At 61.6% G+C, this 24,808-nt stretch carries 21 protein-coding genes and 1 tRNA gene; 11 read left to right on the forward strand and 11 right to left on the reverse strand.

All coding sequences use genetic code 11. The annotated features are described in order from the left end of the window. The first annotated feature begins 76 nt into the window (after window positions 1–76). Window positions 77–487: a helix-turn-helix domain-containing protein gene (locus AC0L7I_RS01955; protein WP_473397859.1), complete on the forward strand. Its 411-nt coding sequence runs from the start codon at window positions 77–79 to the stop codon at window positions 485–487. Window positions 488–492: 5 nt separating this feature from the next. On the opposite strand, the gene AC0L7I_RS01960 is transcribed toward AC0L7I_RS01955, so the two are convergent. Both AC0L7I_RS01960 and mutS read right to left on the reverse strand, forming a co-directional pair. Then, entirely contained in the window at window positions 493–747 is a 255-nt protein-coding gene (locus AC0L7I_RS01960) for a hypothetical protein (RefSeq protein WP_473397860.1), read from the reverse strand. Window positions 748–890: 143 nt separating this feature from the next. Next, the gene (mutS, locus tag AC0L7I_RS01965; protein WP_473397861.1) at window positions 891–3,602 is read right to left on the reverse strand and encodes a DNA mismatch repair protein MutS; all 2,712 of its coding nucleotides are present in this window, start codon (window positions 3,600–3,602) and stop codon (window positions 891–893) included. Between the two features lie 179 nt (window positions 3,603–3,781). Here mutS and AC0L7I_RS01970 point away from each other — a divergent pair, with 179 nt between their 5' ends. Continuing rightward, window positions 3,782–6,058 (forward strand): NADP-dependent malic enzyme, encoded by a 2,277-nt coding sequence (locus tag AC0L7I_RS01970; RefSeq protein WP_473397862.1) that lies wholly within the window; start codon window positions 3,782–3,784, stop codon window positions 6,056–6,058. A gap of 6 nt (window positions 6,059–6,064) precedes the next feature. Here the strand turns inward: AC0L7I_RS01970 and AC0L7I_RS01975 are convergent, their stop codons facing one another. The 4 genes from AC0L7I_RS01975 to dusA form a co-directional block, all read right to left on the reverse strand. Next, window positions 6,065–7,732 (reverse strand): MFS transporter, encoded by a 1,668-nt coding sequence (locus tag AC0L7I_RS01975; protein WP_473397863.1) that lies wholly within the window; start codon window positions 7,730–7,732, stop codon window positions 6,065–6,067. 80 nt (window positions 7,733–7,812) lie between these two features. Continuing rightward, complete coding sequence (locus AC0L7I_RS01980; protein WP_473397864.1) at window positions 7,813–9,294, reverse strand: ATP-binding protein; 1,482 nt, start codon at window positions 9,292–9,294, stop codon at window positions 7,813–7,815. A gap of 56 nt (window positions 9,295–9,350) precedes the next feature. After that, a complete protein-coding gene (locus tag AC0L7I_RS01985) occupies window positions 9,351–10,898 on the reverse strand; it encodes a YifB family Mg chelatase-like AAA ATPase (protein WP_473397865.1) in 1,548 nt (515 codons plus the stop codon). Between the two features lie 80 nt (window positions 10,899–10,978). Next, a complete protein-coding gene (gene dusA / locus AC0L7I_RS01990) occupies window positions 10,979–11,959 on the reverse strand; it encodes a tRNA dihydrouridine(20/20a) synthase DusA (protein WP_473397866.1) in 981 nt (326 codons plus the stop codon). A 96-nt stretch (window positions 11,960–12,055) separates the two neighbouring features. Here dusA and AC0L7I_RS01995 point away from each other — a divergent pair, with 96 nt between their 5' ends. Both AC0L7I_RS01995 and AC0L7I_RS02000 read left to right on the forward strand, forming a co-directional pair. Beyond that, a complete protein-coding gene (locus tag AC0L7I_RS01995) occupies window positions 12,056–12,265 on the forward strand; it encodes a SlyX family protein (RefSeq protein ID WP_473397867.1) in 210 nt (69 codons plus the stop codon). Window positions 12,266–12,325: 60 nt separating this feature from the next. Then, a complete protein-coding gene (locus AC0L7I_RS02000; RefSeq protein ID WP_473397868.1) occupies window positions 12,326–13,123 on the forward strand; it encodes an SDR family NAD(P)-dependent oxidoreductase in 798 nt (265 codons plus the stop codon). Window positions 13,124–13,131: 8 nt separating this feature from the next. Here the strand turns inward: AC0L7I_RS02000 and AC0L7I_RS02005 are convergent, their stop codons facing one another. After that, complete coding sequence (locus AC0L7I_RS02005; RefSeq protein ID WP_473397869.1) at window positions 13,132–13,872, reverse strand: type I pantothenate kinase; 741 nt, start codon at window positions 13,870–13,872, stop codon at window positions 13,132–13,134. Between the two features lie 155 nt (window positions 13,873–14,027). On the opposite strand from AC0L7I_RS02005, the gene AC0L7I_RS02010 reads away from it, so the two are divergent. Genes AC0L7I_RS02010 through AC0L7I_RS02030 form a run of 5 tightly spaced genes read left to right on the forward strand, consistent with a single transcriptional unit; the run spans window position 14,028 to window position 18,903 of the window. Then, entirely contained in the window at window positions 14,028–14,948 is a 921-nt protein-coding gene (locus tag AC0L7I_RS02010) for an oxygenase MpaB family protein (protein ID WP_473397870.1), read from the forward strand. Window positions 14,949–14,967: 19 nt separating this feature from the next. Next, on the forward strand, window positions 14,968–16,176 hold the full coding sequence (locus tag AC0L7I_RS02015) for an acyl-CoA dehydrogenase family protein (RefSeq protein ID WP_473397871.1): 1,209 nt from the start codon (window positions 14,968–14,970) through the stop codon (window positions 16,174–16,176). Between the two features lie 24 nt (window positions 16,177–16,200). Beyond that, complete coding sequence (locus AC0L7I_RS02020) at window positions 16,201–16,989, forward strand: glutathione S-transferase family protein (RefSeq protein WP_473399104.1); 789 nt, start codon at window positions 16,201–16,203, stop codon at window positions 16,987–16,989. 42 nt (window positions 16,990–17,031) lie between these two features. Next, window positions 17,032–18,009 carry an NAD(P)H-dependent flavin oxidoreductase gene (locus AC0L7I_RS02025; RefSeq protein WP_473397872.1) on the forward strand — a complete coding sequence of 326 codons (978 nt, stop codon included), beginning with the start codon at window positions 17,032–17,034 and terminating at the stop codon, window positions 18,007–18,009. 15 nt (window positions 18,010–18,024) lie between these two features. After that, a complete protein-coding gene (locus AC0L7I_RS02030; RefSeq protein WP_473397873.1) occupies window positions 18,025–18,903 on the forward strand; it encodes an enoyl-CoA hydratase-related protein in 879 nt (292 codons plus the stop codon). Window positions 18,904–18,972: 69 nt separating this feature from the next. Here AC0L7I_RS02030 and AC0L7I_RS02035 read toward each other — a convergent pair whose 3' ends face one another. Continuing rightward, window positions 18,973–21,105, reverse strand: coding sequence for a sensor domain-containing protein (locus AC0L7I_RS02035; RefSeq protein WP_473397874.1), 2,133 nt, complete (start codon window positions 21,103–21,105; stop codon window positions 18,973–18,975). 372 nt (window positions 21,106–21,477) lie between these two features. Here AC0L7I_RS02035 and AC0L7I_RS02040 point away from each other — a divergent pair, with 372 nt between their 5' ends. Further along, window positions 21,478–22,368: a dienelactone hydrolase family protein gene (locus tag AC0L7I_RS02040; RefSeq protein ID WP_473397875.1), complete on the forward strand. Its 891-nt coding sequence runs from the start codon at window positions 21,478–21,480 to the stop codon at window positions 22,366–22,368. A 6-nt stretch (window positions 22,369–22,374) separates the two neighbouring features. On the opposite strand, the gene AC0L7I_RS02045 is transcribed toward AC0L7I_RS02040, so the two are convergent. The 3 genes from AC0L7I_RS02045 to cpdR form a co-directional block, all read right to left on the reverse strand. Continuing rightward, window positions 22,375–23,025: a glutathione S-transferase family protein gene (locus tag AC0L7I_RS02045; RefSeq protein ID WP_473397876.1), complete on the reverse strand. Its 651-nt coding sequence runs from the start codon at window positions 23,023–23,025 to the stop codon at window positions 22,375–22,377. A 173-nt stretch (window positions 23,026–23,198) separates the two neighbouring features. After that, window positions 23,199–23,273: transfer RNA gene (locus AC0L7I_RS02050), tRNA-Val, on the reverse strand. A gap of 54 nt (window positions 23,274–23,327) precedes the next feature. Continuing rightward, the gene (gene cpdR, locus AC0L7I_RS02055; RefSeq protein ID WP_035617936.1) at window positions 23,328–23,687 is read right to left on the reverse strand and encodes a cell cycle two-component system response regulator CpdR; all 360 of its coding nucleotides are present in this window, start codon (window positions 23,685–23,687) and stop codon (window positions 23,328–23,330) included. A 150-nt stretch (window positions 23,688–23,837) separates the two neighbouring features. On the opposite strand from cpdR, the gene AC0L7I_RS02060 reads away from it, so the two are divergent. Then, window positions 23,838–24,740, forward strand: a complete 903-nt coding sequence (locus AC0L7I_RS02060) for an N-formylglutamate amidohydrolase (protein WP_473397877.1) — start codon at window positions 23,838–23,840, stop codon at window positions 24,738–24,740. The last annotated feature ends 68 nt before the right edge of the window (window positions 24,741–24,808 follow it).

A 24,808-nucleotide genomic window follows, 5' to 3' on the forward strand; every position in this document is an offset into this window, starting at 1 on the left:
AATTAGCAGAATTCGTCAGAATCGTCTGCTCAATCTCCTTGTTTTGGATAGCATATACAGAGTAGTGGCTTTTATTATGTTGAAATCAGCCAAACATGCTGGCCACGACGCCAGAAAGCCAACCGATGCAGATCGCTTCGTTGGACAGCAGCTGCGCCAAGGGCGCCGTGAAATGGGGCTCACGCAAGATGGGCTCGCGCAGCTCCTTGGCGTAACATTCCAGCAGATTCAGAAATACGAGGCAGGCCACAGCCGCATGTCCGCAGGACGGCTTCGCGAAGTGGCAATTGCGTTGAAAAAGCCAATCAACTTTTTCTACGAACCATTCGAACCGCTCGGCAAGAAGTCACACGCCGCAGAGACACGCCTCAAGGTCAAGGACCTGCGGCGCGACGCAAAGAAGCTGATCGACCAGATCGGTGACGCAGACGACCTGCAGGCCGCCGTGCGCCTGTTGAAGGCGCTCGAACTCAGCCAGCAATCGTAACGGTCTCAGTGCGCAGCCGCGATGCCGTTCCCGGCCGCCTGCAATCGTGACTCCAGCAACCACCGGCAGGCTGCGGCATAGGCCGCTTCGAGGTGCGCTTCCAGCTCGTTCGATGTTACCGGGTCTGTCACGCCTGCATCACCGACCAGCTGAATTGTGCGGGCGAGACGGTCGACGGTCTTTCGCGCGATCTCCAGCTCTATTTGAATCTGGGCGCTTGAGAGCGTGAGATCGGTGATATTTCCTGCCTTGCCAAACATGATTGTACCTCTGGTTTTTCACGTCCAAGAGGGATGAGTGCTTCTTTTGGAGGCGCTTCGTCCCGGATTGTCGTTCGAAGGCCTGCGGCCTGCCAATGACTCTAGTGTTCTCAGCATAGGCGTCCAACAATTTTGCAGTTAATTCAGTACTTTTTTGATTCTGCCTTCAAGCGGTAGACGATATCCAGCGCTTCGCGCGGCGTCAGGGCATCGGGGTCAATGTCGTCCAGAATCTGGACAAGACCGGTTGGGCCGGGCGCTGTTTCGTCATCGCCGATTTCAGGCGCCGATTCGAAAGCTGCCGCAAACAAAGGCAGGTTGTCTGCCGCTTTCGGATCGGCCTCCAGTCTCTTGAGAATCTGGGAGGCGCGCGTCACGGCGCGCTTGGGCAGTCCGGCGAGACGCGCAACCTGAACGCCGTAGGAGCGGTCAGCTGGGCCGGGCTGGACCTCGTGCAGGAAGACCAGATCGTTCTTCCATTCGCGGGCACGCAGGGAAGCGTTCGCCGCGCCTGGCAAGTCTTCGGCCAGTTGCGTGAGCTCGTGATAGTGCGTGGCGAACAACGCGCGGCAGGCATTGACGCCGTGCAGGTGTTCGACGGCGGCCCAGGCAATGGCGAGGCCATCATAGGTGGACGTGCCGCGGCCAACCTCATCAAGGATAACGAAACTAGCAGGCGTTGCCTGCGTGAGAATTGCAGCCGTCTCAACCATTTCAACCATGAAGGTCGACCGGCCGCGGGCAAGGTCGTCTGAAGCACCGACGCGCGAAAACACACGATCAGCCAGGCCGAACCGGATCGACCGGGCCGGCACGAAACAGCCCGCCTGCGCCATGATGACTGCCAAAGCAGCCTGCCGCAAATACGTCGACTTGCCGGCCATGTTCGGACCGGTGACGAGCAAGAGCCGCGCGCCTCCTTCCCCGCCCGCATCAAGGTTCAGGTCATTCGCCGTGAATCCTTTGCCTTCGCGTTTCAGCGCCGCTTCAACGACCGGATGGCGCAAGCCTGAAGCCTCGAAGACCGGGGTGCCGGCAAGATCGGGCCGGACAGCGTCGCATTCGATTGCCCAAGCCGCATTGGCCGCAGCGACATCCAGTTCGGCAATCGCATGGGCCGAGGCTGCGAGCAATTCGTTCAGCGTGTCGACGCCAGCGCAAAATCCGTCGAACAATTCAGCTTCGCGCGCCTTTGCTTCTTCCTCGGCGCGGGAAATGCGTCCTGCCAGCTCGGACAATTCCTGCGTCGAGAAACGGACATTCCCGGCCAGGGTCTGGCGATGGATAAACGTCGCCGACAGAGGGGGCGCCATGAGCGCATCGCCGTGCCGGGCCGGGACATCAATGAAATAGCCCAATACATTGTTGAACTTGATCTTCAGCGCCGAAATGCCGGTCTCTGCTGAATAGCGTGCCTGCAGTTCGGCAATTATGCGGCGACTGTCATCGCGCAGGCCGCGCGCCTCATCTAGCGCCTTGTCCCAGCCAGTTGCGATGAAGCCACCATCGCGGGCCAGCATGGGCAGAGTTTCGTTCAGGGCACGCGTGAGGTCAGAGGCGAAGGCTTGCAGGTCGGGCGTGTTCGCCAGGAGAAGCGAGTTGATTGCGGCCTCTAGACGTGCCGGAACACCCAATTCAATGGCGGCCAGATCAAGCGCGGCGGCATCGCCCGCCATCAAGGCGCGCGCGATCGCCTGCAAGTCGCGCGGTCCACCCCGTCCGAGGCGAAGCCGCGTGCGGGCGCGTTCCAGGTCCGGCGCCGCCTTCAATTTGCTGCGAAGTGCGTCCAGCACATCCCTGTCCGCGACGAGCCATGCGACCGCTTCGAGCCGGGATTCGATTTCAGCGCGATCCAGCGACGGGCGCGAGAGATGAGTGGCCAACAGGCGGGCGCCGGGAGCCGTCACGGTGCGGTCGATCGTGTCAAGGAGTGACCCGTCGCGCCCGCCGTTCATGGCGCGATCTATCTCGAGGCTGGCGCGGGTTGCCGGGTCAATTGCCAGATGGCCGCTGACCGGCGGGCGCTGGGGTGCGTCGAGCCGGATGTCGGCGCCGGCCTGTGTCAGCAGCACATAGTCGAGTAGCAATCCGATGGCTGAGAGCTCGGCCTTGGAGAAATCTCCAAAGGCTTCAAGCGCGGCCACTTCGAATGTCTGCTTGAGCAGCGCTTCGCCGGTTTTAGGTGTCGCTGCCCGCGCGGGCCGGTCCGTCACCGGCGCACTCGCAGCAGACACGACAGCGGCAATGGCCGGACGGTCAAGGTCTGCTGCGCTGACAAGCAGTTCACGCAGCGGCCAGCCGAGCAGGGCATCGGCCAAAGCACCTGGAGCGACAGGCGCCACATCGAAACGCCCCGTGGAAACATCGCACACCGCAATCGCAGCGTCGGCGCCGCCATTGGCCAGCGCCACGGCGGCAAGGGCCTGACCCTGACGCGCTGGCAACAGGGAATCCTCGGTCAATGTGCCTGGCGTAACGATGCGGACGATGTCGCGATTGACGATGGATTTCGACCCGCGCTTCTTCGCTTCGGCCGGGCTTTCTGTCTGCTCGCACACGGCAACACGCGCGCCGGACTTGATCAGGCGGGCGAGGTAACCTTCAGCTGCGTGATAGGGAACGCCGGCCATCGGGATGGGCTTGCCCTCATATTCCCCGCGCGACGTGAGCGTGATGTCGAGAATTCGGGCCGCGGCGACAGCGTCATCAAAAAAGAGTTCGTAAAAGTCACCCATCCTGAAGAAAAGCAGCGCTTCAGGGTGGCGCGCCTTGATGCCGAGATACTGCACCATGAACGGCGTGGGTTCGCCGCCTTTTGCAGCTGCCTTTTTCGAGGGAATCGCAGTGTCGGCCATGGGGGCGGACGCTAGCGCCTCGGCTGGAGATTCGCAAAGCGTTCGCGCTGTGAGGCGCCATGAAATAGCCTGAAAGCGCGACGACATGGAGCATATTTGCGGTTGGCACGCCCGGCGGCGAGGCCTAGGGTCAACCGCTAACCGCCCTTTCACTCGTTAGCATCGGACTACCCTCTCCCATGACAACCAAGCGCCCAAGCTTCACCGACCAGGAAGCGCTCGATTTCCATTCCAAACCCTCACCGGGCAAGATTTCCATGGCGCCGACAAAGCCCATGGGCACGCAGCGGGACCTGTCGCTGGCCTACAGCCCGGGCGTTGCCATTCCCGTCCTGGCGATCGCGGAAGATATCGACAAGGCGTATGATTACACGTCGAAGGGCAACATGGTTGCGGTGATCTCCAACGGTACGGCGATCCTGGGACTCGGCAATCTCGGGCACATGGCCTCGAAGCCGGTGATGGAGGGCAAATCTGTCCTGTTCAAGCGCTTTGCCGACATCGACAGTATCGACGTTGAAGTAAACACGACCGACGTGGAAGACTTCATCCGGACGGTGCGCAATATCGGCGACACCTGGGGCGGCATCAACCTCGAGGACATCGGGTCGCCCGACTGTTTCATCATCGAGAGCCGGTTGCGCGAAGAACTCGACATCCCGGTGTTTCACGATGACCAGCACGGCACCGCGATCATCGCTGCCGCCGGCATTATCAACGCCTGCCACATCACCGGACGCGAACTGAAGGACCTGACCGTGGCTGTCTCCGGCGCGGGCGCAGCCGGCCTGTCGGTAGCCGGCCTTATCCGCCATCTCGGCGTCAAGGCCGAGAACATCCTGATGTGTGACTCGACCGGCGTTGTCTATGAGGGCCGTACCGAGCGGATGGACCAGTTCAAGTCCGCCTTCGCCGTGAAGACGTCCAAGCGCACGCTGAGCGAAGCGATGGACGGCGCCGACTGTTTCCTGGGCCTGTCGGCCAAGGGCGCCGTTTCCAAGGCCATGGTCAAATCGATGGCCAAGAACCCGATCATCTTTGCCATGGCGAACCCGGATCCCGAAATCACGCCGGAAGACATCAAGTCGGTGCGCGACGATGCGATCATCGCAACCGGCCGGTCGGACTATCCCAACCAGGTCAATAACGTGCTCGGCTTCCCGTATATCTTCCGCGGCGCGCTGGACGTGCGGGCGCGCAGCATCAACGAGGAAATGAAGGTCGCCGCTGCCCAGGCGCTGGCTGAACTGGCCCGCGAGGACGTGCCTGACGAAGTGGCCGCTGCCTATCATGGCGCCCGGCCGAGCTTTGGCCGCGACTACATTATTCCGACGCCGTTCGACCCGCGCCTCATCAGCTTCATCCCCCCCTTCGTGGCACAGGCCGCCATGGACACGGGCGTCGCGCGCAAGCCGATTGCCGACATGGATGCTTACCGGGCCTCTCTCAAACGCCGGGCCGATCCGTCTGCGGCTTTCCTTGAAGGCGTGCAGGCCCGGGCCAAGGACCTGCAGCGCCGCATCGTGTTTGCAGAAGGCGAAGAGCCCGCTGTCGTCCGCGCCGCCTTCGCATTCAAGAACCAGGGCCTCGGCCAGCCGATCCTGATCGGCCGCGAAGCCCAGGTCGAGCGCACCATGGAACAGATGGGCGTGCCGGCCGGCTCGCTGGATATCATCAATGCGCGCCTGTCAGACAATAACCCTGTCTATACCGACCTCCTGTATTCCCGCCTGCAGCGCGAAGGCTATCTCAAGCGCGACGTCCAGCGCCTCGTGAACCAGGACCGGAACATCTTTGGCTGCTGCATGCTGAAAAATGGTGATGCCGACGGCATGGTGACGGGCGTGACCCGCAATTATGACGTGGCGCTGAATGATGCACTGCTCGTGCTCGACGCAATTCCGAACAAGGCACTGATCGGTATGTCCATGGTGATCAACCGTGGCCGGACGGTCTTTATTGCAGATACCAGCGTTACCGAACTGCCGCAGGGCGAGGACCTGGCGAATATCGCGCTTGAAGCGGCCGAGGCCGTGCGAGCCATGGGCTTCACGCCACGCGTGGCCTTCCTGTCTTATTCAACCTTCGGCAACCCGATGGGCGAGCGTGGCGAGAAAGTGCGCGAAGCTGTCGCAATCCTCGACCAGATGTCCGATATCGACTTCGAATACGAAGGCGATATGAACGCCGACATTGCGCTCAACCCCAACCATACGCTGCTTTATCCGTTCTCGCGCCTGAAGGGCCCGGCCAACGTGCTGGTCATGCCGGCCATCCATGCGGCATCGATCTCGACCAAGCTGCTGGAATCGATGAGCCGGGCAACCGTAATCGGTCCGATGCTCCTGGGACTCGAAAAACCGGTTCAGATCGCATCGCTGGGCGCCACAGTGGGCGATATCGTGAACCTTGCGACGGTTGCGGCCTATGATGTCGACCGTGTCCACGGCGACTAGGGGCGCTTAATCGTCCTGCGCCAGAACCAGGCTCGTTGACCCGCTCGTGTCGCGGGCCTGGCGCACCCATTCGAGAACCGACAGGATGACGGCAACACCGCCGAGCCAGAACGTGATCATGAACACGGTATAATAGCCCTGGCTCTCGATGATCTCGCCGAGCCATGGCCGCCCGAGCGTACCGATCAGCATGGTGAGCGAAGCCAGCAGCGCATACTGCACAGCAGCAAAGCGCGGGTTCACGACAGACGTGAGATAGGCCGTGATCGCGACGAGCGCGAAGCCACCGGCGATATTCTCGGCAAAGATCGTGACCATCAGGCGCGCCATACGCTGACCCTGGTCAGCGGCCACGACATCGGGCGAAAGCTTGGCCGCCCAGTCGGCCAGCGCGCTGAGCGGTGGACCGAGATGCGAGATTTCGAGAAACCCGTCGAGGACAGTCGCACCTGCCGCAAGGTCTGCGTAGAGCAGGTTGGTTGCAGCCGCGACGATGCCGCCGACAAAGAAAACCGGCATGCGGCCAAGTATGGCAATCAGGATCGCGCCAAGCAGCGAGCCGAGTATGGTGGCAACAACGCCGAAGAATTTGGAGGCGATGGCGACATCATCCAGCGAATGGCCGAGCGCACCGAACTGGTCGCCGAGATAGAAGGGATAGGCAAACGCGCCCCAGACCGCATCCGTGAAGCGGTAGGTCAGGGCCAGCAAGAGAACCAGGACAGCTCCCCATTTGAGCCGTGAAATCAATTCCATCAGGGGGTCGAAAATCGCCCGGAACAGGCTCCGAAGAACCGATTCGGTGCGGGTCTGGTTTGCAATCCGCGCTGGCGTTTCGGCCGCTTCTGCTCCGAACCGAAAGACAAGTATCGCCGACACGATGGCGGGAACCAGCACGGTCAGGCCGACAATCCACGGGCCTTCAGTACGCACGAATGTGCCGCCCGAAGGTGGGGTTGCAGAGAACAGCGACTGCATCACGAAGACGAGGATCATCGCAAACCCGATGAGCCAACCGATGGCGACGACCGTGACGGCCGGCGTTGAAATGCGGCGCGGCAGGCTCGGCAAGAAGGACAGGCGGTCGGCATTGGGCGTCTTCGAGCTTGCCGGCTCCGGCGCGATTATGCTGCCGATCATCGACAGGGCCAGCACGAAGGCGACCATGAGAAATGTCGCTGTCCAGCCAGCCCGCGCCGCGACGAGCAACGCGATGAAGCCCGAGATGAATCCCGCTGATTTGTAACCGAACTGGTAGAGCGCGGACATCAGGTCCTTGTCTTCGTCGGAGCGGGCCACCTCGATGCGCCAGGCATCAAGGACGATGTCATGCGTGGGTGAGACGAGCGCGATGACGAGGGCGATCAGGGCGACAAGCCCGATATTCTCGGCCGGGTTGGTGAAGGCGAAGATGGCAATCAGCGCGACCATGATAGCCTGGAACAGGAGCAGCCATGACCGTCGTCCGCCGAGAAATCCCGTAAGCGGAGCGGGTCGGGCCGTCTGGAACACAGGCGCCCAGAGATACTTGAACGAATAACCGAGCGTCAGCAGCGACAGCGTACCGATGGTTGAAGGTGTTATGCCGAGTTTGGTGAGCCAGGCATTGAGCAGGCCGAGCGTGACTCCCATGGGAAGGCCGGCCGCAAACGCAAACAATGCCATCGCCGCCATGCGCCGATCCTGCAGGGCCCTGAGGGCGCGGAGCGCGCGCGGCGGAGTCTTCAACGGTTGAGGAGGGGTTGCCGCCTCGCTCATGCGACGCCTGCAGACGCAGCCCTCTGGGCTGTCCAGCGGATAGCAAGGCTGCGGAGCGCCTCGGCATCCAGCGGTTTGGCCGCGACACCGTCAGCGCCTGCGGCAATGGCGCGGCGCTCGATATCAGGATTGATCTCTGCCGAAACGGCAATGATCGGCACGCTGGAGCCCCTTGCCCGCAAGCGGCGCATGGCTTCGAAACCGTCCATGACCGGCATGCGCAGATCCATCAGGATGAGAGCGGGATTCATATCGCCTGCGGCCTCCAGTGCTTCGCTGCCAGTAGATGCGACTGTGACGGTAAATCCGGCCGATTCCAAGGCGCGGCGCGCAATCAGCGCATTGACCGGATTGTCGTCTGCGATCAGCACGTGGCCCGCACCGGTTGCCGCCTCTGGCTCGTCGACCGCTTCTCCACCGGCGCGCACGAGGAAAATCCGTTCGGCAAGCGACGATGTTCGCAGCGGCCGCACGAGCCAGCCAACACATCCGAGCGACCGGAAACGTGGCAGCGCCCCCCGATCCTCGGGGCGCACAACAACAAGGGCCGGGGCAAGCTTTGCATAGGCCTTCACGGTCGCTTCCGGCAGGTCAGCGCCAATCAGCAGGACATCCACGCCTTTTGGCAGGCGGCCCCGCGACGGGTCGATCAGGATGGGCGTGGCCTCCACGTCTACCAGCGCCGAGGCAATCGACAGGCAGGTGACAGGCGGCAGGCCAATCAGGCCGACCCTTCCGCCCAGGACCGTTTCATCATGGCTTGTCTCCTGCCCGGACCGGTGAAGCGGCAGGAATACCGAGAACGCCGCGCCACAGCCCGGAGTGCTGAGGACGTTGATTGTGCCGCCGAGCAGGTCAGTCAGGCGCTTCACGATCGCAAGACCCAGTCCGACACCGCCATCCTTGTAGGCATCCCCTGCCCCGGTCTGGTGGAAGGCGTCGAACAAACGGTCAAGATCTTCCGGCGCGATGCCCGGGCCGGTATCGATGATGCGGAATTCAAGCCCGTCATCGCGGGCGGAAATGTCGAGCAGGACACCGCCGCTCCTTGTGAATTTGAGCGCGTTGCCGACCAGGTTGAACAGGATCTGGCGAATGCGCCCCGCATCGCCAGAATAGGTCGGCATCGGCAGTTGCGAAGCCCGGACCGCGAGGTCGAGCGCGCTGGCATGGGCCCGCGGGCTGAGGAGTTCGATCACTTCCCTTCCAAGCCGGATCGGACAGAAACTCTCGGTTTCAAGTTCGACGGCCGCAGCGTCGAGCCGGGCATAGTCGAGGACATTGTTGAGCAGGTCGAGCAGGCGTGCCCCGCTCAGGCGGATCGTTTCGGCATATTCGCGCTGGGATGGCTCGAGATCGGTTTCCAGCAGGAGGGATACTGTGCCGAGAATGCCGTTCAGGGGCGTGCGAATCTCATGGCTCGCTGTTGCCAGGAAGGCATCCTGCGGCGTCGGGCTGGATTTGGGCGTGTCTGTCATGTCCCGGAAACCCTAGGCCCAAGGCTTTAGCATTCGTTTAATGAACCGGGTATGCCTTACCGGGCCAGCGCCCCGGCGTGGACGCCTTCGGCCTGTCCAGGCGCCCTTCGGCGATAGGTCAATGCTTCGGCAATATGGAGCCGGCGAACGCTGCCTGCGCCATCGAGATCGGCAATCGTCCGGGCGACCTTGAGGACGCGGTGATAGCCGCGCGCCGTAAGCTGGAGTTTGACGGCAGCATCGGCGAGCAAGGCCGCGCCGGGTCCGTCCGGGGCGGCGAGGCGCTCGATATCTCCGGTGGGCGCGTCCGCATTGACCGGGCGGCGCGAGTCGCTGCCGGTGTCACCGAAGCGTTCGGTCTGCACGTCGCGGGCGCGCAGGACGCGCGCCTTGACCTCGGCCGTGCCTTCAGCAGAGGGCGGCAAGGCGAGATCAACCGCCGTGACGGGCGGCGTGTCATAATAGAGATCGATCCGGTCGAGGAACGGACCAGACAGGCGCGACTGGTAGGACTGGGCGCATTTTGGCCCTTTCGTGCACGCCGCAGCGCCCGGACCGCCGCCGCAGCGGCAGGGGTTCATGGCAGCGACGAGCTGGAAACGCGCCGGATAACGCACGTGCCGGTTGGCGCGGGCAACGACGGCCTCTCCCGCTTCCAGCGGCTGGCGCAGGCTGTCGAGCACATGGGCGGGGAATTCCGGAAGCTCGTCGAGGAAGAGGATGCCATGATGGGCGAGCGACACTTCGCCTGGCTTGGCCTTGATACCGCCGCCGACGAGGGCGGCCATCGAAGCTGAATGATGCGGTGCGCGGAAGGGTCGTGTGCGCGACAAGCGGCCGCGCTCGAGCAGCCCTGCGATGGACTGGATCTGCGACACTTCCAGAAGTTCGCGCGCCGAGAGCGGCGGCAACAGACCGGGCAGGCGCTGGGCCAGCATGGACTTTCCCGAGCCCGGAGGCCCGCAGAAAAGGAGATTGTGCCCGCCTGCAGCAGCGATCTCGAGCACACGCTTGGCGCCTTCCTGGCCTTTGACATCGCGCATGTCTGGCCCTGGCGGAGGCTCGGCGAGGGCGCCGGGCGGCGGCGCACCGAGCACAGCTCGGCCAGAGAAGTGATTGATGAGGGCAATAAGGCTGGGTGCGGCGAGCACGCTGCCGCCGGCCCAAGCCGCTTCTGCCCCACACGGTGCTGGGCAAATCAGTTTCAGGTCCATCGCTTCAGCGGCCATGGCCGCCGGGAGAACACCGAGCGTTTCGCCGAGGCGCCCGTCGAGCGAAAGTTCGCCGATAGCGGCATGGCCTTCGAGCAAGTCGGGCGGGATGACCCCCATGATCGCGAGGATAGCCAGCGCGATGGCAAGATCGTAATGACTGCCTTCCTTGGGCAGGTCTGCCGGGGCGAGGTTCACGATCACGCGTTTGGGCGGCATCGCGAGGCCGAGCGCGGCAAAGGCGGCGCGCACGCGTTCCCGGCTTTCGGCCACCGCCTTGTCGCCAAGGCCGACAATATAGAAATTCGGCTGCCCGCCGGCGAGCTGCACCTGCACATCGACAGGCTGGGCCTCAACCCCCTCAAACGCGAATGTGGTGATGCGGCAAACCATGCAGCCTTTCCCCTTCAGCGGGAAAAGCGTTAACACAGGTTAACGAACAAAGGAAGAACAAATGCGCTTTTCTCTAGCAGTCAATCGACCGTGACCGCATGCCCAGTTATTGCCTCGACGGCAGCGTCGAGCACTTCAAGGCCTGCCCCAGGCTTCGGGGCCCGTTCTGACAGGGTGCGGCGCCAGGCGCGGGCGCCGGGCTGGCCGTTGAACAGGCCGAGCATGTGGCGGGTCATGGCATGCAAGCCGGCGCCCGCCTCCAGCCGCGCGGCCATGTAAGGCCGGTAGGCGACGAGGGCGTCATGGGGCGAGACGGGAGCGCCGGCACCGAACAGGTCTGAATCGACATGGCCCAACAGGGACGGGTTCTGGTAGGCAGCGCGGCCGAGCATGACGCCGTCGAAGACCTTCAGGTGCTCGCGGCATTCATCGATCGTGGTGATGCCGCCATTCAGTGTTATCGAGAGGTGCGGTCGTTCAGCCTTGAGCTGTGCCACGAGGGCATAATCGAGCGGCGGGACTTCCCGGTTCTCCTTCGGACTGAGGCCCTTCAGCCAGGCTTTTCGCGCGTGAACCGTGAAACTTGTGCAGCCGGCGGCGGCAACCTTGTCGATGAAGGTGAAGAGGGTTTCGCGGGCCGGCAGGTCGTCGATGGCTATACGGCATTTGACCGTGACCGGGACGTCTGTCGCTTCGCACATGGCGGCGACACACTCGGCCACAAGGTCAGGCTCGGCCATGAGGCAGGCGCCGAACGCGCCCGACTGAACACGGGCCGAGGGGCAGCCGCAATTGAGGTTTATCTCCCCATACCCCCACGACGCGCCGATTTTCGTCGCCTTTGCAAGCTTTTCCGGGTCTGATCCGCCAAGCTGGAGCGCCGTTGGCGCTAGACCGGGCGCTTCCCACAACAGCCGCTCCTGGTCACCGTGGATGATCGCGTCGGCGGTCACCATTTCAGTATAGAGCAAGGCCGATTTTGTCAGGCAGCGGTGGAAGGCGCGGCAATGCGCGTCTGTCCAGTCCATCATCGGGGCCACGGAGAAACGGTATTCAGTCATTCGCCCCGTCTAGAGCGGAGGATGGGCCTGCGTCCAGCGTGTATGCCACGATCAATGTGTTTGCAGGCGTGGCCATCGCCGCGCTAAGAACCCGCCATGACCGACAGAGCCCGCCTCGACACGCTTGAAACCCGCATCGTCCATCAGGACGAGGTGATCGAAGACCTGAACAAGACGGTGATCGCCCAGTGGAAGGAAATCGACCGGCTGACACGGCAGGTCGCCATGCTGACCGACCAGTACGCCAACATGGCGCAGGCCATGAGCGCGGAACCGGGCGACGATTCACCCCCGCCCCATTGGTAGGCTGCCCTTGCACGCGCGCTGCAGTGTTGTACCGACACAGAAAACAACAGGGCGGGCAATATGAGCAATTCATTCAGCGGCAAGGTGGCCGTCGTCACCGGCGGTGGCACGGGTATCGGGCGGGCGATCTCGCTGAGCTTTGCGAAGGAAGGCGCGGCGGTCGTCGTCGCATCGCTGATGGCCGGCGAGGCGAACGCCGTGGAAAACGAAATCCGCGCCATGGGCGGCAAAGCCATCGGTATCGCGATTGACGTGACAGATGTCAGCGCCGTCGAGGCCATGGCTGAAACCGTCCAGTCGGAATTCGGACGCGCCGACTTCCTGGTGACGAGCGCGGGCGTTATGGGTGCGCGCGAGTTCATCACGCAGACCAGTGCCGAACAGTGGCGCAGGACGATCGACGTCAACCTGAATGCCGGCTTCTACTGTATCAAGGCCTTCCTGCCCGGCATGCTGGAGCGCAATAGCGGGCGCGTCATCATGATTTCGTCGACGTCGGGCAAGCTGCCGGCCGCGCGCAATGCTGATTATGCGGCTTCAAAGCATGGTGTAATCGGACTGACCAAGGCGCTCGCGCTGGAACTCGGCATGCTGAAGAAAGACGGCGTGACGGCGAATGCCATTTGCCCGGGTTCTGTCGCGACGCAGATGATCGACGACATTGCTGACAGCATGCTGGAAAAGCTGGACGAAACGCGCGAGAGCTTCACCCGAAAATATATCGCCTCGAAGAATATCCAGCGCCGCCTGCTCGACACTGAAGAGATTGCCGACATGGCGGTGTTCCTGGCCTCGGACAAGGCGAAGGGAATTACCGGACAGGCGATCAATGTCTGCGCCGGGACGGTCCTGTCCTAGGCGAGAGGTCAGGATATCCGGTCAGCGATGACCTCGACAGCATGGGCACGGTCCTTGCGGACGACAATGTCGGCATGGTCTTTCAGCGGGCGGATATGGTCGCGCAGGTTGGGCAGGTTCACCCCGTCCCACACCGTCTTTGCAAATATCCTGAGTTCCGGCTCGCTCATGTGCAGCCATTGGGCATAGAAGGATTTGGGATCCGTCCGCGCCGCATGCCAAAAGCCGACAAAGCGTTCGACATACCAGAATTCAAGGTCTTCCTCTTCCGCATCCAGATAGACCAGCACATCGGGCTCTCCCGCAGGCCGATCAGGGCGCGTCGGCGCCTGGAAGCCGAGGCCTTCGAGGATCAGTATGTCCGGCAGGCGGATCATGCGCGTCAGCGCCGGGTCTATGTCGTATATCTCGTGGCTGTGGGCCGGGAAGGCTGCTTCGCCCTGGCGCACGCTGACGAGCGCGTTGACAAAACCGTCGCGATCATAGGTTTCGGGGAAACCCTTGCGCATCACGAGTCCCTGCTCCTGCAGCACGGCGTTCGGGTAGAGGAAGCCATCGGTCGACACGGTTTCGACCGCGTATTCGGGGGCAAGGCACTCCGACACCTGGCGCGCGAGCGTCGTCTTCCCCGCCGCGACAGAGCCTGTCAGGCCAACAATCCGGCCGACGCCGTTCGTATGCAGCGACGAAAGGCGATCAGACAGGGCACCGACACCATCCGCCCGGCTTGCGTTCACCTGATCCGCCATCGTTCGTCCTCCGCTGCGCGCCACAGGGCAGCTTAACGGCTGACTTCCCGGCCACCAACCGGATATGCGAGCGCCCTTCCCTTGCGTCGCTGCTGGCCCGTGCGCGCCCACCCTGTTAGTTTGGACAGGTGCAGGCCCCGAAAGGACCTCCTACCATGCTCGGCATGAAAACCTATCTCGGCTGGAAAATCGATTTCCTGCATCCCGAAGGGGAGCCCGCCTTTGCCGGCCCCGATTCGGTCTCATGGCGTGTCTTCAAGAACCCCATTGCGCTCGGCGTTGGCGGCATCGCCGCCGTCCTTCTGGAATTTGCCGACGCACGAATCCGGTCAGGCGTCTGGGACCATTCGACTTTCAAGACAGACCCTGTCGGCCGGTCCCGCAGAACCGGCATCGCGGCCATGGTGGGCGTCTACGGACCACAGGGCGCCGCGCGCCGCGTGATTCAGGGCGTTACCAACATGCATGCCCGCGTGAAAGGTGAAACACCCTCGGGCGAGGCCTATAGCGCGCTCGACGTGGAACTGCTCGACTGGGTCAGCGCCACGGCCAGCTATGGCTTCCTCACCGCCTATGACCGCTTCGTCAAACCGGTATCTGAAGCCGACAAGACTCGCTTCTACGAAGAAGGCGATGCGGTCGCGCGTCTCTATGGCGTCCAGCACCCGCTGACCTGCGAGGCAGACTTTCAGGCCATGCTGGACAGGCTGCTGCCTCGTTTCGAACCGCATCCGATCAATACCGAATTCCTCGACATCATGAAATCAGGCCGGGCCGCAAAGGGCGTTCCGAAGGGCCTGCAGAGCGCGATTGTTCACGCAGCCGTCGCGATCCTGCCACCTGAAGTCCGCACGCGGCTTGAACTCGGCCCGGAATACGATCTCAGCCCGCGCGGCGAGCGCGTTGTCCGCCTCATGGGTGCCGCAGCGGAACGTATCCCGGTGCCCGCAAGTCCTGCGGGTCAAGCTTGCGTCCGGCTGGGCCTTCCGGCCACATTCCTGTGGAAGAGCCCGCAGAAACAGGCAAGAATACTTCAAACGAAACAAGTGGGACTGGCGGCTTCGCTGGCGCATTGATCCCCTGAGGAACCGCAGAGTGAACCTGGATTTTTTGCCTGAAGAAGAAGCCTTCCGCGACGAGGTTCGCGATTTCCTTGCGCGTGAGCTGACTGCGGACCTGCGGCGATACGCCGCCCGCATGACCAGCGTATACAGTGACAAGGACACCGCGCTGGCCTGGCAGGCAATTCTGGTGAAGCAAGGTTGGGCAGCACCGTCCTGGCCCATGGAACATGGCGGCTGCGACTGGAGCGTGGCGCAGCGCTACATCTTCGACGTGGAAATGGCGCGGGCCGGAGCCCCTCCCCTGTCGCCCATGGGCATTGCCATGTGCGGGCCGGCGCTGATCGGCCATGGCACGAAGGCTCAGAAGGACCACTACCTGCCGCGCATACTGTCGGGCGAGGACTTCTGGTGCCAGGGCTATTCCGAGCCGCATGCGGGCTCCGACCTTGCACAGCTTTCGATGTCTGCGAAGGAAGATGGCGACCATTTCATCTGCAACGGCTCCAAGATCTGGACCACCCATGCACATGAAGCGAACATGTGCTTCTGCCTCGTGCGCACGGACGCCAGCGGCAAGCCGCAACAGGGCATCACCTTCCTGCTGATCGACATGACGTCGCCCGGCGTCCGCGTCGACCCGATCATCATGCTGTCGGGCGAGCACATCCAGAACGCGATATTCTTCGATGACGTGCGCGTGCCGAAGGCGAACGTCATCGGCAAGGTCAACGAGGGCTGGACAGTTGCCAAATACCTGCTTGAGTTCGAGCGCGGTGGATCAAGCTATGGCCCGCGCCTGAAGGCACGTATCGGCGCGCTGCGCCGGAATGCGGCCGAAGCAGGCCTGTCCGATGCGGTCATGTCAGCAAAACTCACGCAGGCCGAGGCGGATGCGTCGGCGCTGGAAGCTGCCGAGCTGATGATGATGTCAGAGCTGGCGGGTGGCGGCACGCCCGGCCTGAAGGCCTCGATGATGAAGATCAAGGGCACCGAGCTCAGCCAGCGCCTCACCGAACTCGCGATCGAGATCGCCGGGACCTATGTCGAGCCCTTCCAGCCACACCATACGAGCCCCGGCGGCGAAGTGGTCAATGCGCCGTCGAATTCGGCCGCGCTGGTTGGGCCAGACAGTGCCGTGACCGTGGCTGCCAAGTATCTCAATGACCGGGCGGGCTCGATCTATGCCGGTTCGAACGAAATCCAGCGCAACATCCTTGCCAAGGGCCAATTGGGCCTTTGATCACAACCCGGAGCCGTCACCGCCATACTCGTCCTCTACGAACATCCGCTCTCGCCCTATGCGCAGAAGGTCAAGATTGCCCTGCGCGAGAAGGGTATCGTCTTTGAGGTACGCATGCCGGAAGGCATCGGCGCCGGTCACACGAAGGACGCGTTTGCCGACGCCAACCCGCGCCGTGAGGTACCTGCCCTGATAGACGGCGACACAGCGGTCTTCGATTCGACGATCATCCTTGATTATATCGACGACAAATGGCCCGAACCCACCCTGATGCCCAACGCACCGGAAGCCCGCGCCCGCGCCCGCCAGATTGAGGACGTGATGGACACGCATTTCGAAGCGATCACATGGGGTCTCGGCGAGCTGCATTTCTTCAAGCGGGGGGATGACGCCTTGCGCAAGCGTATCGAAGCCAATGCCGGCAAGCAGATCGCCGGTTTCATGACATGGCTGGAAGCTGAACTGGGCGACAATGACTGGTTCAACGGCGATGCGTTCGGCCGGGCCGATTTGAGCGTCATTCCCTACCTCAATGCGGCGGACGGCTTCGGTTACACGCCGGTGGCGGGGTCAAGCCTTTCCGCCTGGTTCACGCGCGCGAATGAACGCGAAAGCGTGAAGCAAACTGACAAGGAATCGCGCGCATCCATCACCGGAATGGAGATGGTCAGCGCGGCGGTGGAATCCGGCCTGTTCAAACGACAGTACCGTGACCACAGGCTTGAATGGATGATCAAGTCCGGCGGCATGGACATCGTGACCGACGGCCTCGCCAAGCAGACCATCCGCTTCACCGATCACTGGGACACCTGAGATTCAAAACAAGCCGCCCGAGGCGGAAAGGGAGAAAGACAAATGCACATCAAGACACGCTTTACTGAAATGTTCGGCATCGAGCACCCGATCGTCCAGGGCGGCATGCAATGGGTCGGCTATGCCGAAATGGTCGCACCGGTCGCCGAAGCCGGCGCGCTCGGCTTCCTGACGGCACTGACGCAGCCCACGCCGGAAGACCTGGCAAAGGAGATCCAGCGCACCAAGGACATGACCGACAAGCCATTCGGCGTGAACCTGACCATTCTGCCGGCCATCACGCCCCCGCCCTATGCCGAATACCGCCAGGCCATCATCGAAGGCGGCATCAAGATTGTCGAGACCGCCGGTTACAAGCCGCAGGAGCATATCGACCACTTCAAGCAGCACGGGATCAAGGTGATCCACAAGTGCACGGCTGTGCGTCACGCCCTTTCGGCCGAGCGGATGGGTGCCGATGCCATCTCCATTGACGGGTTCGAATGTGCCGGTCACCCGGGTGAGGATGACATTCCCGGCCTGATCCTGATCCCGGCCGCCGCGAACAAGGTGAAAATCCCGATGCTGGCGTCAGGCGGATTCGCCGACGGTCGCGGCCTGGCAGCGGCCCTCGCGCTCGGCGCGGACGGCGTCAATATGGGCACGCGTTTCTGCGTTACCAAGGAAGCGCCGATCCATGAGAGCTTCAAGCGCCAGATGGTCGAGAATGACGAACGCATGACAAACCTCATCTTCCGCACGCTGCACAACACGGCCCGCGTGATGAAGAATGCTGTCAGCGATGAGGTCGTAGAGATCGAACGCAAGGGCGGCGCCAAGTTCGAGGATGTCGTCCACCTTGTTGCGGGCGCGCGCGGGCGCAAGGCCATGGCCGAAGGCGACGCCGATGGCGGCATCTGGTCGGCCGGCATGGTGCAGGGCCTGATCGACGACATCCCGACCGTCAAGGAGCTTGTTGACCGGATTGTCGCGGACGCCCGCGAAATCATCGATTCCCGGCTTGCCGCCATGACCCGCTGAGGGACGGCACTCAAAATGGACTATGAGCAGATAAGGTTCGAACAGGACGGCCCGGCGGCGATCATCACGCTGGACCGTCCGGACAATTACAATGCCTATACCGCCCAGATGGGCCAGGAGCTGGCGGCAGCGATCCGGCAATGCGATGCCGACGACAGCATCCGGGCGGTCATCCTGACCGGCGCGGGCCGCCACTTCTGTGTCGGCGCAGACATGTCGGCTGGTGCGGCAAGTTTCGATACGTCGGAGGGCGGCGCCGGCGCCAAGAATTTCGGCAGCACGAATGGCGGCAACCGCGATGGTGCGGGTTTTGTCGGCGCGCTGTACAATTCCCTGAAGCCGACAATCGCCGCCTTCAACGGCGCAGCCGTCGGCGTCGGGATTACGCTGGCCCTGCCAACCGACATCAAGATCGCGGCCTCCACCGCAAAGTTCGGCTTCGTGTTCACGCAGCGCGGTTTGCCGCCTGAAGCGGGCAGCGCATGGTTCCTACCCCAGATCGTAGGCCTGCCACAGGCGCTGAAATGGTGCCTGACGGGGCGCGTATTCGACGCCGCAGAGGCGCTTGAAGGCGGCCTAGTCAGCGAAGTTGTCGCGCCGGATGACGTGCTGCTCACGGCCCTGAAACTCGCTCACGAGATTGCCCGCAACACCGCGCCCGTGTCGGTCGCCCTGACCCGCCAGCTGCTCTGGCGATATGGGCCGGACAGCGCGCCGTTCGACCTGCTGGCAAAGGATGGCGCCTTTGCTCTCGCGCTAGGTACGTCAAATGATGTCAAGGAAGGCGTCGGTGCCTTCCTTGAGAAGCGCGCTCCTTCATTCCCCGGAAAAGTAACCCGCGACATGCCGGAAGGCTTTCCCTGGTGGGAGACTGAAGCAGGCCCAAAATCGTAGACGCGTATCCTGTCCGCAAGCTGATTTGAATCAGACATAGCACTCTTATTGCCTGCCCGGTTCAGAAGGTTAAGCGACCCAGTCAGTGCCAGATTTAAACCTGTTTCGAAGCGCTGTTCGTCTTACATACGCATCGGCATCCCTGAAATTCATTGGTTTGCCGAACAAGAAGCCCTGCAGGAGCTGGCACCCGGCTCTTTCGGCAAATGCCAGGTCTTTTTCGGTCTCGATCCCTTCCGCCACGGTATAGATGCCGAACTCATCGCTTATCGAAGCGAGGCCCCTGACAACTCTGGCAAGCAGCGCACTCTGCTTGCGGTTCTGAATCATTGATCGATCAAGTTTCAGCCCATTTACCGGTAGCTCCAACGTATTCTGCAGGTTGGAAAATCCGGTACCAAAATCATCGATCGCGATCCTCATGCCCGCTTCGCTGAGCCGGTTCAGGTTGCGGCGAGCGACCCTGAAGTCCTTAACAATTGAAGACTCGAGTATCTCCAAGCAAATCTTCGTTGGCGGGATATTCAGCCGATGCAGCGTCGCGAGAAACCCCGTCGCGAACCCACGTGAAATTATTTCTGTTGGTGACGCATTGAGAGAAAGACACTCGACGGTTCCCGATCCAAGCCAATCCTTGGCATCCTCGCATGCCTGCTCAAGCATCATCTTGTCCAAGTCGGCTAAAAGTCCACAATCCTGGGCAATCGGGATAAATTCCGCTGGAGAAATCGATCCGATTTCGGGGTGCTGCCAACGTGCGAGCACCTCCATGCCCTTGAGCGAGTAATCCCCTGCTCTGACAATTGGCTGATAGGCTGCCTCGATTTGCCTCTGAGCGATAGCGCTCTTCAGACTGGTTTCAATCAGCATGCGACGCTTGCCGGCAGTTTGAATAGCGTCATCGACAACCTGAACGCGTCCACGTCCGCTGCGCTTGGCATTTAGCAAGGCTGCATCTGCCGCCCCTTTCAGGATTTCGCTGTCTCCGCTATCGTCCGGAAACGTCGCGACGCCGACCGATCCGGACAAGGCAATTGGCTTGCTCCGATATAAAACGGGCCGAAAAACGAACTGTCTCGCCTGCTCGGCAAGATCAGCAAGCATCACTTTCTCCAGATCAGACATATCGATGAGAATGGCAAACTCGTCACCCCCAGTTCTAGCAACGGCTCGAATGTGAGACAGCTTGCGAAGTCGCGCAGCGATGACTCGGAGAACAGTATCGCCCGCGTCATGTCCGAAACGGTCATTCACCTGCTTGAAATGGTCGACATCCAGAAAAGCCAGGCCAAATTTGTCTCCTGTCTTTTCGTAATCCGAAATGGCATTCCTCAGACATGTTTCCAGACCAATACGATTGAAGATGCCCGTCAACGGATCTGTTTTGACTTGCTTACGAACCTTCGCTTCTGCTTCTTTGACTGAACTGATATCCGTCACGACTTCCACGATATGTCCGGTCGAAGCCTTTCGGCCCTGGGCCTGAAACCACCTCCCGTCAGCAAGCTTGTGGGTTGAAGGCTTCTTGGATTCCTTGTGCCGCCGCAACGTTTCCCTGAACCCTGCCTCCTGCTCATGCGCACTAACGCCTTCGCGCACCATGAACACGCCCGTCTCAATGGCGCGCCGGATTATGTCCTCGAAGGTGAACAGATCGTCGGATTCGGTGTCCGCCGTTGGAATGAACTCCCGATAAACCGAATTGCAGAGGACAAGCCTGTCATCGGAATCGAATGCTGCAACGCCGCTAGGCATCGCCTCGATCAGATCAAGAAGAAGAGCTTCTGCCTCACGACGACGCTCGGCTTCCAGCAGGAGAGCAGCTTCGGCCTCTTTTTTCTCGGTAATGTCGAATCGTATGGAGACATATCCGACAATCCCACCTGAATCATCCAATTGAGGGACAATCGTTGTCAGCACCCAATAGAAGGAGCCATCCTTGGCGCGGTTCCTGACTTCACCCTTCCAGTTTTTTCCTGCCGCAATGGTCTTCCACATGTCCTGGAAAAACTGCTTGGGGTGATGGCCGGAATTCACGATACTCTGCTTCTGGCCGACAAGTTCCTCGCGGCTGTACTTGCTGGTCTTGCAGAAGCGGTCATTCACCTCGATGATGCAGCCCTGACGGTCGGTAACACCAACAATGGCGTATTCGTCCAGTGCAGACTTGTAAGCTTTCAGTTCACTGAACTCTGAGTACATCCGACTAGCCGCCTCCGTCTCCTTTTCGAAGTACGTGCCGGCGCTTAAATAACAGTGAACATTACACATAGCGCGCTCCCGGAGCAGGGTCAGAATAGTTCAAAGCACAGACCCTGCAACCACAAGAGACAAACATAAACGCTCAGGGTGAAAAACACGTCCAATGCTGGTCTGTGGGCACGGTCCGGGTCCGAACGACAGCCCCCCGTCCGTGATGGAAATGCCAGGATCGGGCCATCGCGGTGACCTGCGAGGCAAACGATCCCTGCCTCGCCAGCCTGATCCACTGGTCCTGAGGCTGATTGTCAGCAGGCTTTGCTTTCGGGACTTTCGCGCTATCTTTCCCGACTGAACACTGCGGAAGGACGCACGATGACCCAGCTCCCAAATTCTGAACCCCTGCCCCAGGGCGTGCTCGACCTCTATGATGCCTATTGCCATGGCGCGATGTCGCGGCGTGATTTCTTCGCCGGTCTCGGCAAGTACGCCGTGGGCGGCATGAGCGTCGCCATGCTCGCAGCCTGTGTCATGCCTGACTACGATGCCGGCCTGCAAACAGCGCCAGATGATTCTCGCCTTGAGATCGAGACCCTGAACTACGCCTCACCCAATGGCGCAGGCGACATGGCGGGCGATCTCGTGCGGTTGAAGACAGGACCCGCCAAACGGCCCGGGGTGGTCGTCGTGCACGAAAACCGGGGCCTCAATCCGCATATCCAGGATGTTGCCCGCCGCACGGCGCTAGCAGGCTTTATCGCGCTGGCGCCTGATGCGCTCTACCCGCTGGGCGGCTATCCGGGCAACGACGATGATGGCCGCGCCCTGCAGGCGCAGCGCGACCGGGAGGCCATGCTGCAGGATTTCATGGCCGCGGCCGAGACCCTGCGTGATCATCCGGACTGTAATGGCAAGGTCGCCTGTGTCGGCTTCTGCTTTGGCGGCGCCGTGACCAATTTGATGGCGGTGAACCAGCCGTGGCTGTCTGGCGCTGTGCCCTTCTATGGCGGTTGGCCACCCGAGGACGATGCGGCGAAACTGAAAGTGCCGCTGCAAATTCATCTCGCCGGGCTCGACACTCGCGTGAATGCAGGCTGGCCAGCCTATGAGGCCGCCCTCAAAGCCAATGGTGCGGACTATGAAGCCTTCATCTACGAGGGTGTGAACCACGGTTTCCACAATGACACGACGCCACGCTACGACGCAGCCGCTGCGACTCTGGCATGGTCACGCACGCTGGACTTCTTTGCGGCGAATTTTGCCTAGGCGGTATCAGTCCCGTCCTATCGGGAAATTCATGGGAACACCGTCTCGATACGGTCGCGCTTCGTCCAGCGCCCGCGCATAGCTCGGGCGGGCAAGCAATCTTTCGCGATAGTCCCAGACATTGCGGAACCGATCCGGGATGCCGTAAGTCCAGTCGATATAAAGAAGATGCGGGGCGGCGGCGCAGTCAGCCAGGCTGAACGCTTCGCCTGCGGCCCATTCACGCCCTTCCATGTGCTTGTCGAGCACGCCGAAAGCTGTATCCGCCATGCCGCGCCATTTCTCGCCGCCATCATCGGGCTCCTGGCCGATGACGGGCGCGAAGAGGCGCCATTGCGCATAGGCGATGTAATTGTCGAAGAACCGGTCCCACATGCGCACCTCGGCTGCCAGCAGTGGATCCGCTGGAATCAGGCGCACTGTCTCCGGAAAACGCGCGTCGAGATATTCGATGATTGCCGTCGCCTCGAACACGGTTCGGCCTTCATGAACAAGCAATGGCATCTTGCCGATCGGCCACAGCGCCCGGAACTCGCCCATGACCGGTTCGCTGCCATCGATCAGCTTGCCTTCGAATGCGAGGCCTTTTTCATAAAGCGCCGTCTTGGCTTTCTGGCAGTAGGAGGAAAACGGATGGGCGTAGAGGGTCAGCGACATGCGGCGGTCTCGAGGCTTTCAATTCGCCAAGCCTAGCATTGCCGAACGCCGTCGCGGAGGCCCTACACGTGTTTTTCTGTTGGCCTGCCGCCCCTCGGCTGGCTCTTCGGGCATTTCAGGCCTTATAGGGATTCTCGATCCACTTGTGCGCTGTGGGCACATGCGGCTTGAAATGGTGGGCGGTACAAGGTTCGAACTTGTGACCCCTACGATGTCAACGTAGTGCTCTACCACTGAGCTAACCGCCCGATCCATCGGGAAGCGGCGGTAATGGCCAATCCAGCCCGCCGCGTCAAGATGGTTTAGGCGGCCATGACCTTGTCGACTTCATCCACGATCTCGCGCAGGTGGAACGGCTTGGACAGAACCTTGGCCCCGGCTGGCGTCGGCGCGCCCGAAGACAGCGCCACGGCAGCAAAACCTGTAATGAAAACAATCTTCATCGCCGGGTCGAGCTCTGCGCCGCGACGGGCGAGTTCGATCCCGTCCAGTCCCGGCATGACAATGTCGGTCAGGAGAAGGTCGAACACTTCACGCTCAAGCGCATGCAGGGCTGTTTCGCCGTCCGCATAGTCCTGAATCTCATGGCCGGCCCGGCGCAGGGCTGCAGCCAGGAACGTGCGCATTGAGTCGTCGTCTTCTGCGAGAAGGATCTTGGTCATGCTCGCCCCCTTGGATGCCAATGTTTGATTTAAGACATAAACAACTGATCGGGTAAATCATGCGTGAATGGAGAAGCAATTCCTCATCTCTTTTTTTGGTCACCCGCGAAAAAGCTTGACCTTCGGGCGAACTGCCAAACCATGGGACCAATGAGCGGTATACTTCCCCTGGCGAAATCTCCCGAGGCCGAACCTGCAGCGACTGTGGCGTATGACACGCCCTACACGTTGGACGGACCTGCGGGCCCGGCAGCGCCGGTGCTGTTTGCCTCGCCACATTCCGGCAATGTTTACCCGGAAAGCATGCAATCGGCCCTTTGCGTACCGCTGATTGACCTGCGCCGCACCGAAGATGCCTTTGTCGAAGAACTGTTTGCCGATGCCCCGGCCTTCGGCGCCACGCTGATGGCCGCCCGCTATGGCCGGTCCGTCGCAGACCTCAACCGGGATCCGCGCGAACTCGACGCCACCATGTTCAGTGATGGCCTGCCGCGCGTAAGCGGCCTGCCCACGGCCCGTGTCGATGCCGGCCTCGGCGCCCTGCCCCGTGTCGCAGCGCGCGGCGAGGCAATCTATGCACGTCGGCTGACGCGCGCCGAGGGCGAAGAACGCCTCCGCCTGGTGCATGACGCCTATCATGACCGGCTCGGTCTCGAGCTGGGCGCCCTACGCGACGCGCACGGTGCGGTCCTGTTGATTGATTGCCATTCAATGCCCTCGGTCCAGCCGGGGCGGCGCCATCTTGCCGATATTGTGCTGGGCGACAGGTTCGGCTCGAGCTGCGATCCGCGCCTGACCGGCCGGGTGGAGCGCGCCTTTCGCGCCCAGGGTCTCAGCGTTGCCCGAAACGCGCCCTATGCCGGCGGCTACACAACTCGTCGTTACGGGCGCCCCAAACGCAATGTCCACGCCCTACAGATCGAGATCAATCGCGGCCTGTACATGGATGAGCACGCAATCACTCGCTCGGATCGGTTTGCTGAGATCAGAGCCATGATTTCAGATGTGACAGCGCAAATTCTCGATATCGCGCGGCTCGTCAGCAAATCCTGACCTCATTTTCCCAAAAAAAGGGCCGCACCCGTAGGTGCGGCCAAAGTCAAAGGGAGGAAACGCCAGAG

This window comes from Hyphomonas sp. J20-32 (assembly GCF_055808555.1).

What these genes read in the sequence shown, in the direction of transcription:
- AC0L7I_RS01955 (WP_473397859.1), top strand. Translation starts at nt 77, where the DNA reads ATGTTGAAATCAGCCAAACATGCTGGCCACGACGCCAGAAAGCCAACC.
- AC0L7I_RS01960 (WP_473397860.1), bottom strand. Translation starts at nt 747, where the DNA reads ATGTTTGGCAAGGCAGGAAATATCACCGATCTCACGCTCTCAAGCGCC.
- mutS (WP_473397861.1), bottom strand. Translation starts at nt 3,602, where the DNA reads ATGGCCGACACTGCGATTCCCTCGAAAAAGGCAGCTGCAAAAGGCGGC.
- AC0L7I_RS01970 (WP_473397862.1), top strand. Translation starts at nt 3,782, where the DNA reads ATGACAACCAAGCGCCCAAGCTTCACCGACCAGGAAGCGCTCGATTTC.
- AC0L7I_RS01975 (WP_473397863.1), bottom strand. Translation starts at nt 7,732, where the DNA reads ATGGCGGCGATGGCATTGTTTGCGTTTGCGGCCGGCCTTCCCATGGGA.
- AC0L7I_RS01980 (WP_473397864.1), bottom strand. Translation starts at nt 9,294, where the DNA reads ATGACAGACACGCCCAAATCCAGCCCGACGCCGCAGGATGCCTTCCTG.
- AC0L7I_RS01985 (WP_473397865.1), bottom strand. Translation starts at nt 10,898, where the DNA reads ATGGTTTGCCGCATCACCACATTCGCGTTTGAGGGGGTTGAGGCCCAG.
- dusA (WP_473397866.1), bottom strand. Translation starts at nt 11,959, where the DNA reads ATGACTGAATACCGTTTCTCCGTGGCCCCGATGATGGACTGGACAGAC.
- AC0L7I_RS01995 (WP_473397867.1), top strand. Translation starts at nt 12,056, where the DNA reads ATGACCGACAGAGCCCGCCTCGACACGCTTGAAACCCGCATCGTCCAT.
- AC0L7I_RS02000 (WP_473397868.1), top strand. Translation starts at nt 12,326, where the DNA reads ATGAGCAATTCATTCAGCGGCAAGGTGGCCGTCGTCACCGGCGGTGGC.
- AC0L7I_RS02005 (WP_473397869.1), bottom strand. Translation starts at nt 13,872, where the DNA reads ATGGCGGATCAGGTGAACGCAAGCCGGGCGGATGGTGTCGGTGCCCTG.
- AC0L7I_RS02010 (WP_473397870.1), top strand. Translation starts at nt 14,028, where the DNA reads ATGCTCGGCATGAAAACCTATCTCGGCTGGAAAATCGATTTCCTGCAT.
- AC0L7I_RS02025 (WP_473397872.1), top strand. Translation starts at nt 17,032, where the DNA reads ATGCACATCAAGACACGCTTTACTGAAATGTTCGGCATCGAGCACCCG.
- AC0L7I_RS02030 (WP_473397873.1), top strand. Translation starts at nt 18,025, where the DNA reads ATGGACTATGAGCAGATAAGGTTCGAACAGGACGGCCCGGCGGCGATC.
- AC0L7I_RS02035 (WP_473397874.1), bottom strand. Translation starts at nt 21,105, where the DNA reads ATGTACTCAGAGTTCAGTGAACTGAAAGCTTACAAGTCTGCACTGGAC.
- AC0L7I_RS02040 (WP_473397875.1), top strand. Translation starts at nt 21,478, where the DNA reads ATGACCCAGCTCCCAAATTCTGAACCCCTGCCCCAGGGCGTGCTCGAC.
- AC0L7I_RS02045 (WP_473397876.1), bottom strand. Translation starts at nt 23,025, where the DNA reads ATGTCGCTGACCCTCTACGCCCATCCGTTTTCCTCCTACTGCCAGAAA.
- cpdR (WP_035617936.1), bottom strand. Translation starts at nt 23,687, where the DNA reads ATGACCAAGATCCTTCTCGCAGAAGACGACGACTCAATGCGCACGTTC.
- AC0L7I_RS02060 (WP_473397877.1), top strand. Translation starts at nt 23,838, where the DNA reads ATGAGCGGTATACTTCCCCTGGCGAAATCTCCCGAGGCCGAACCTGCA.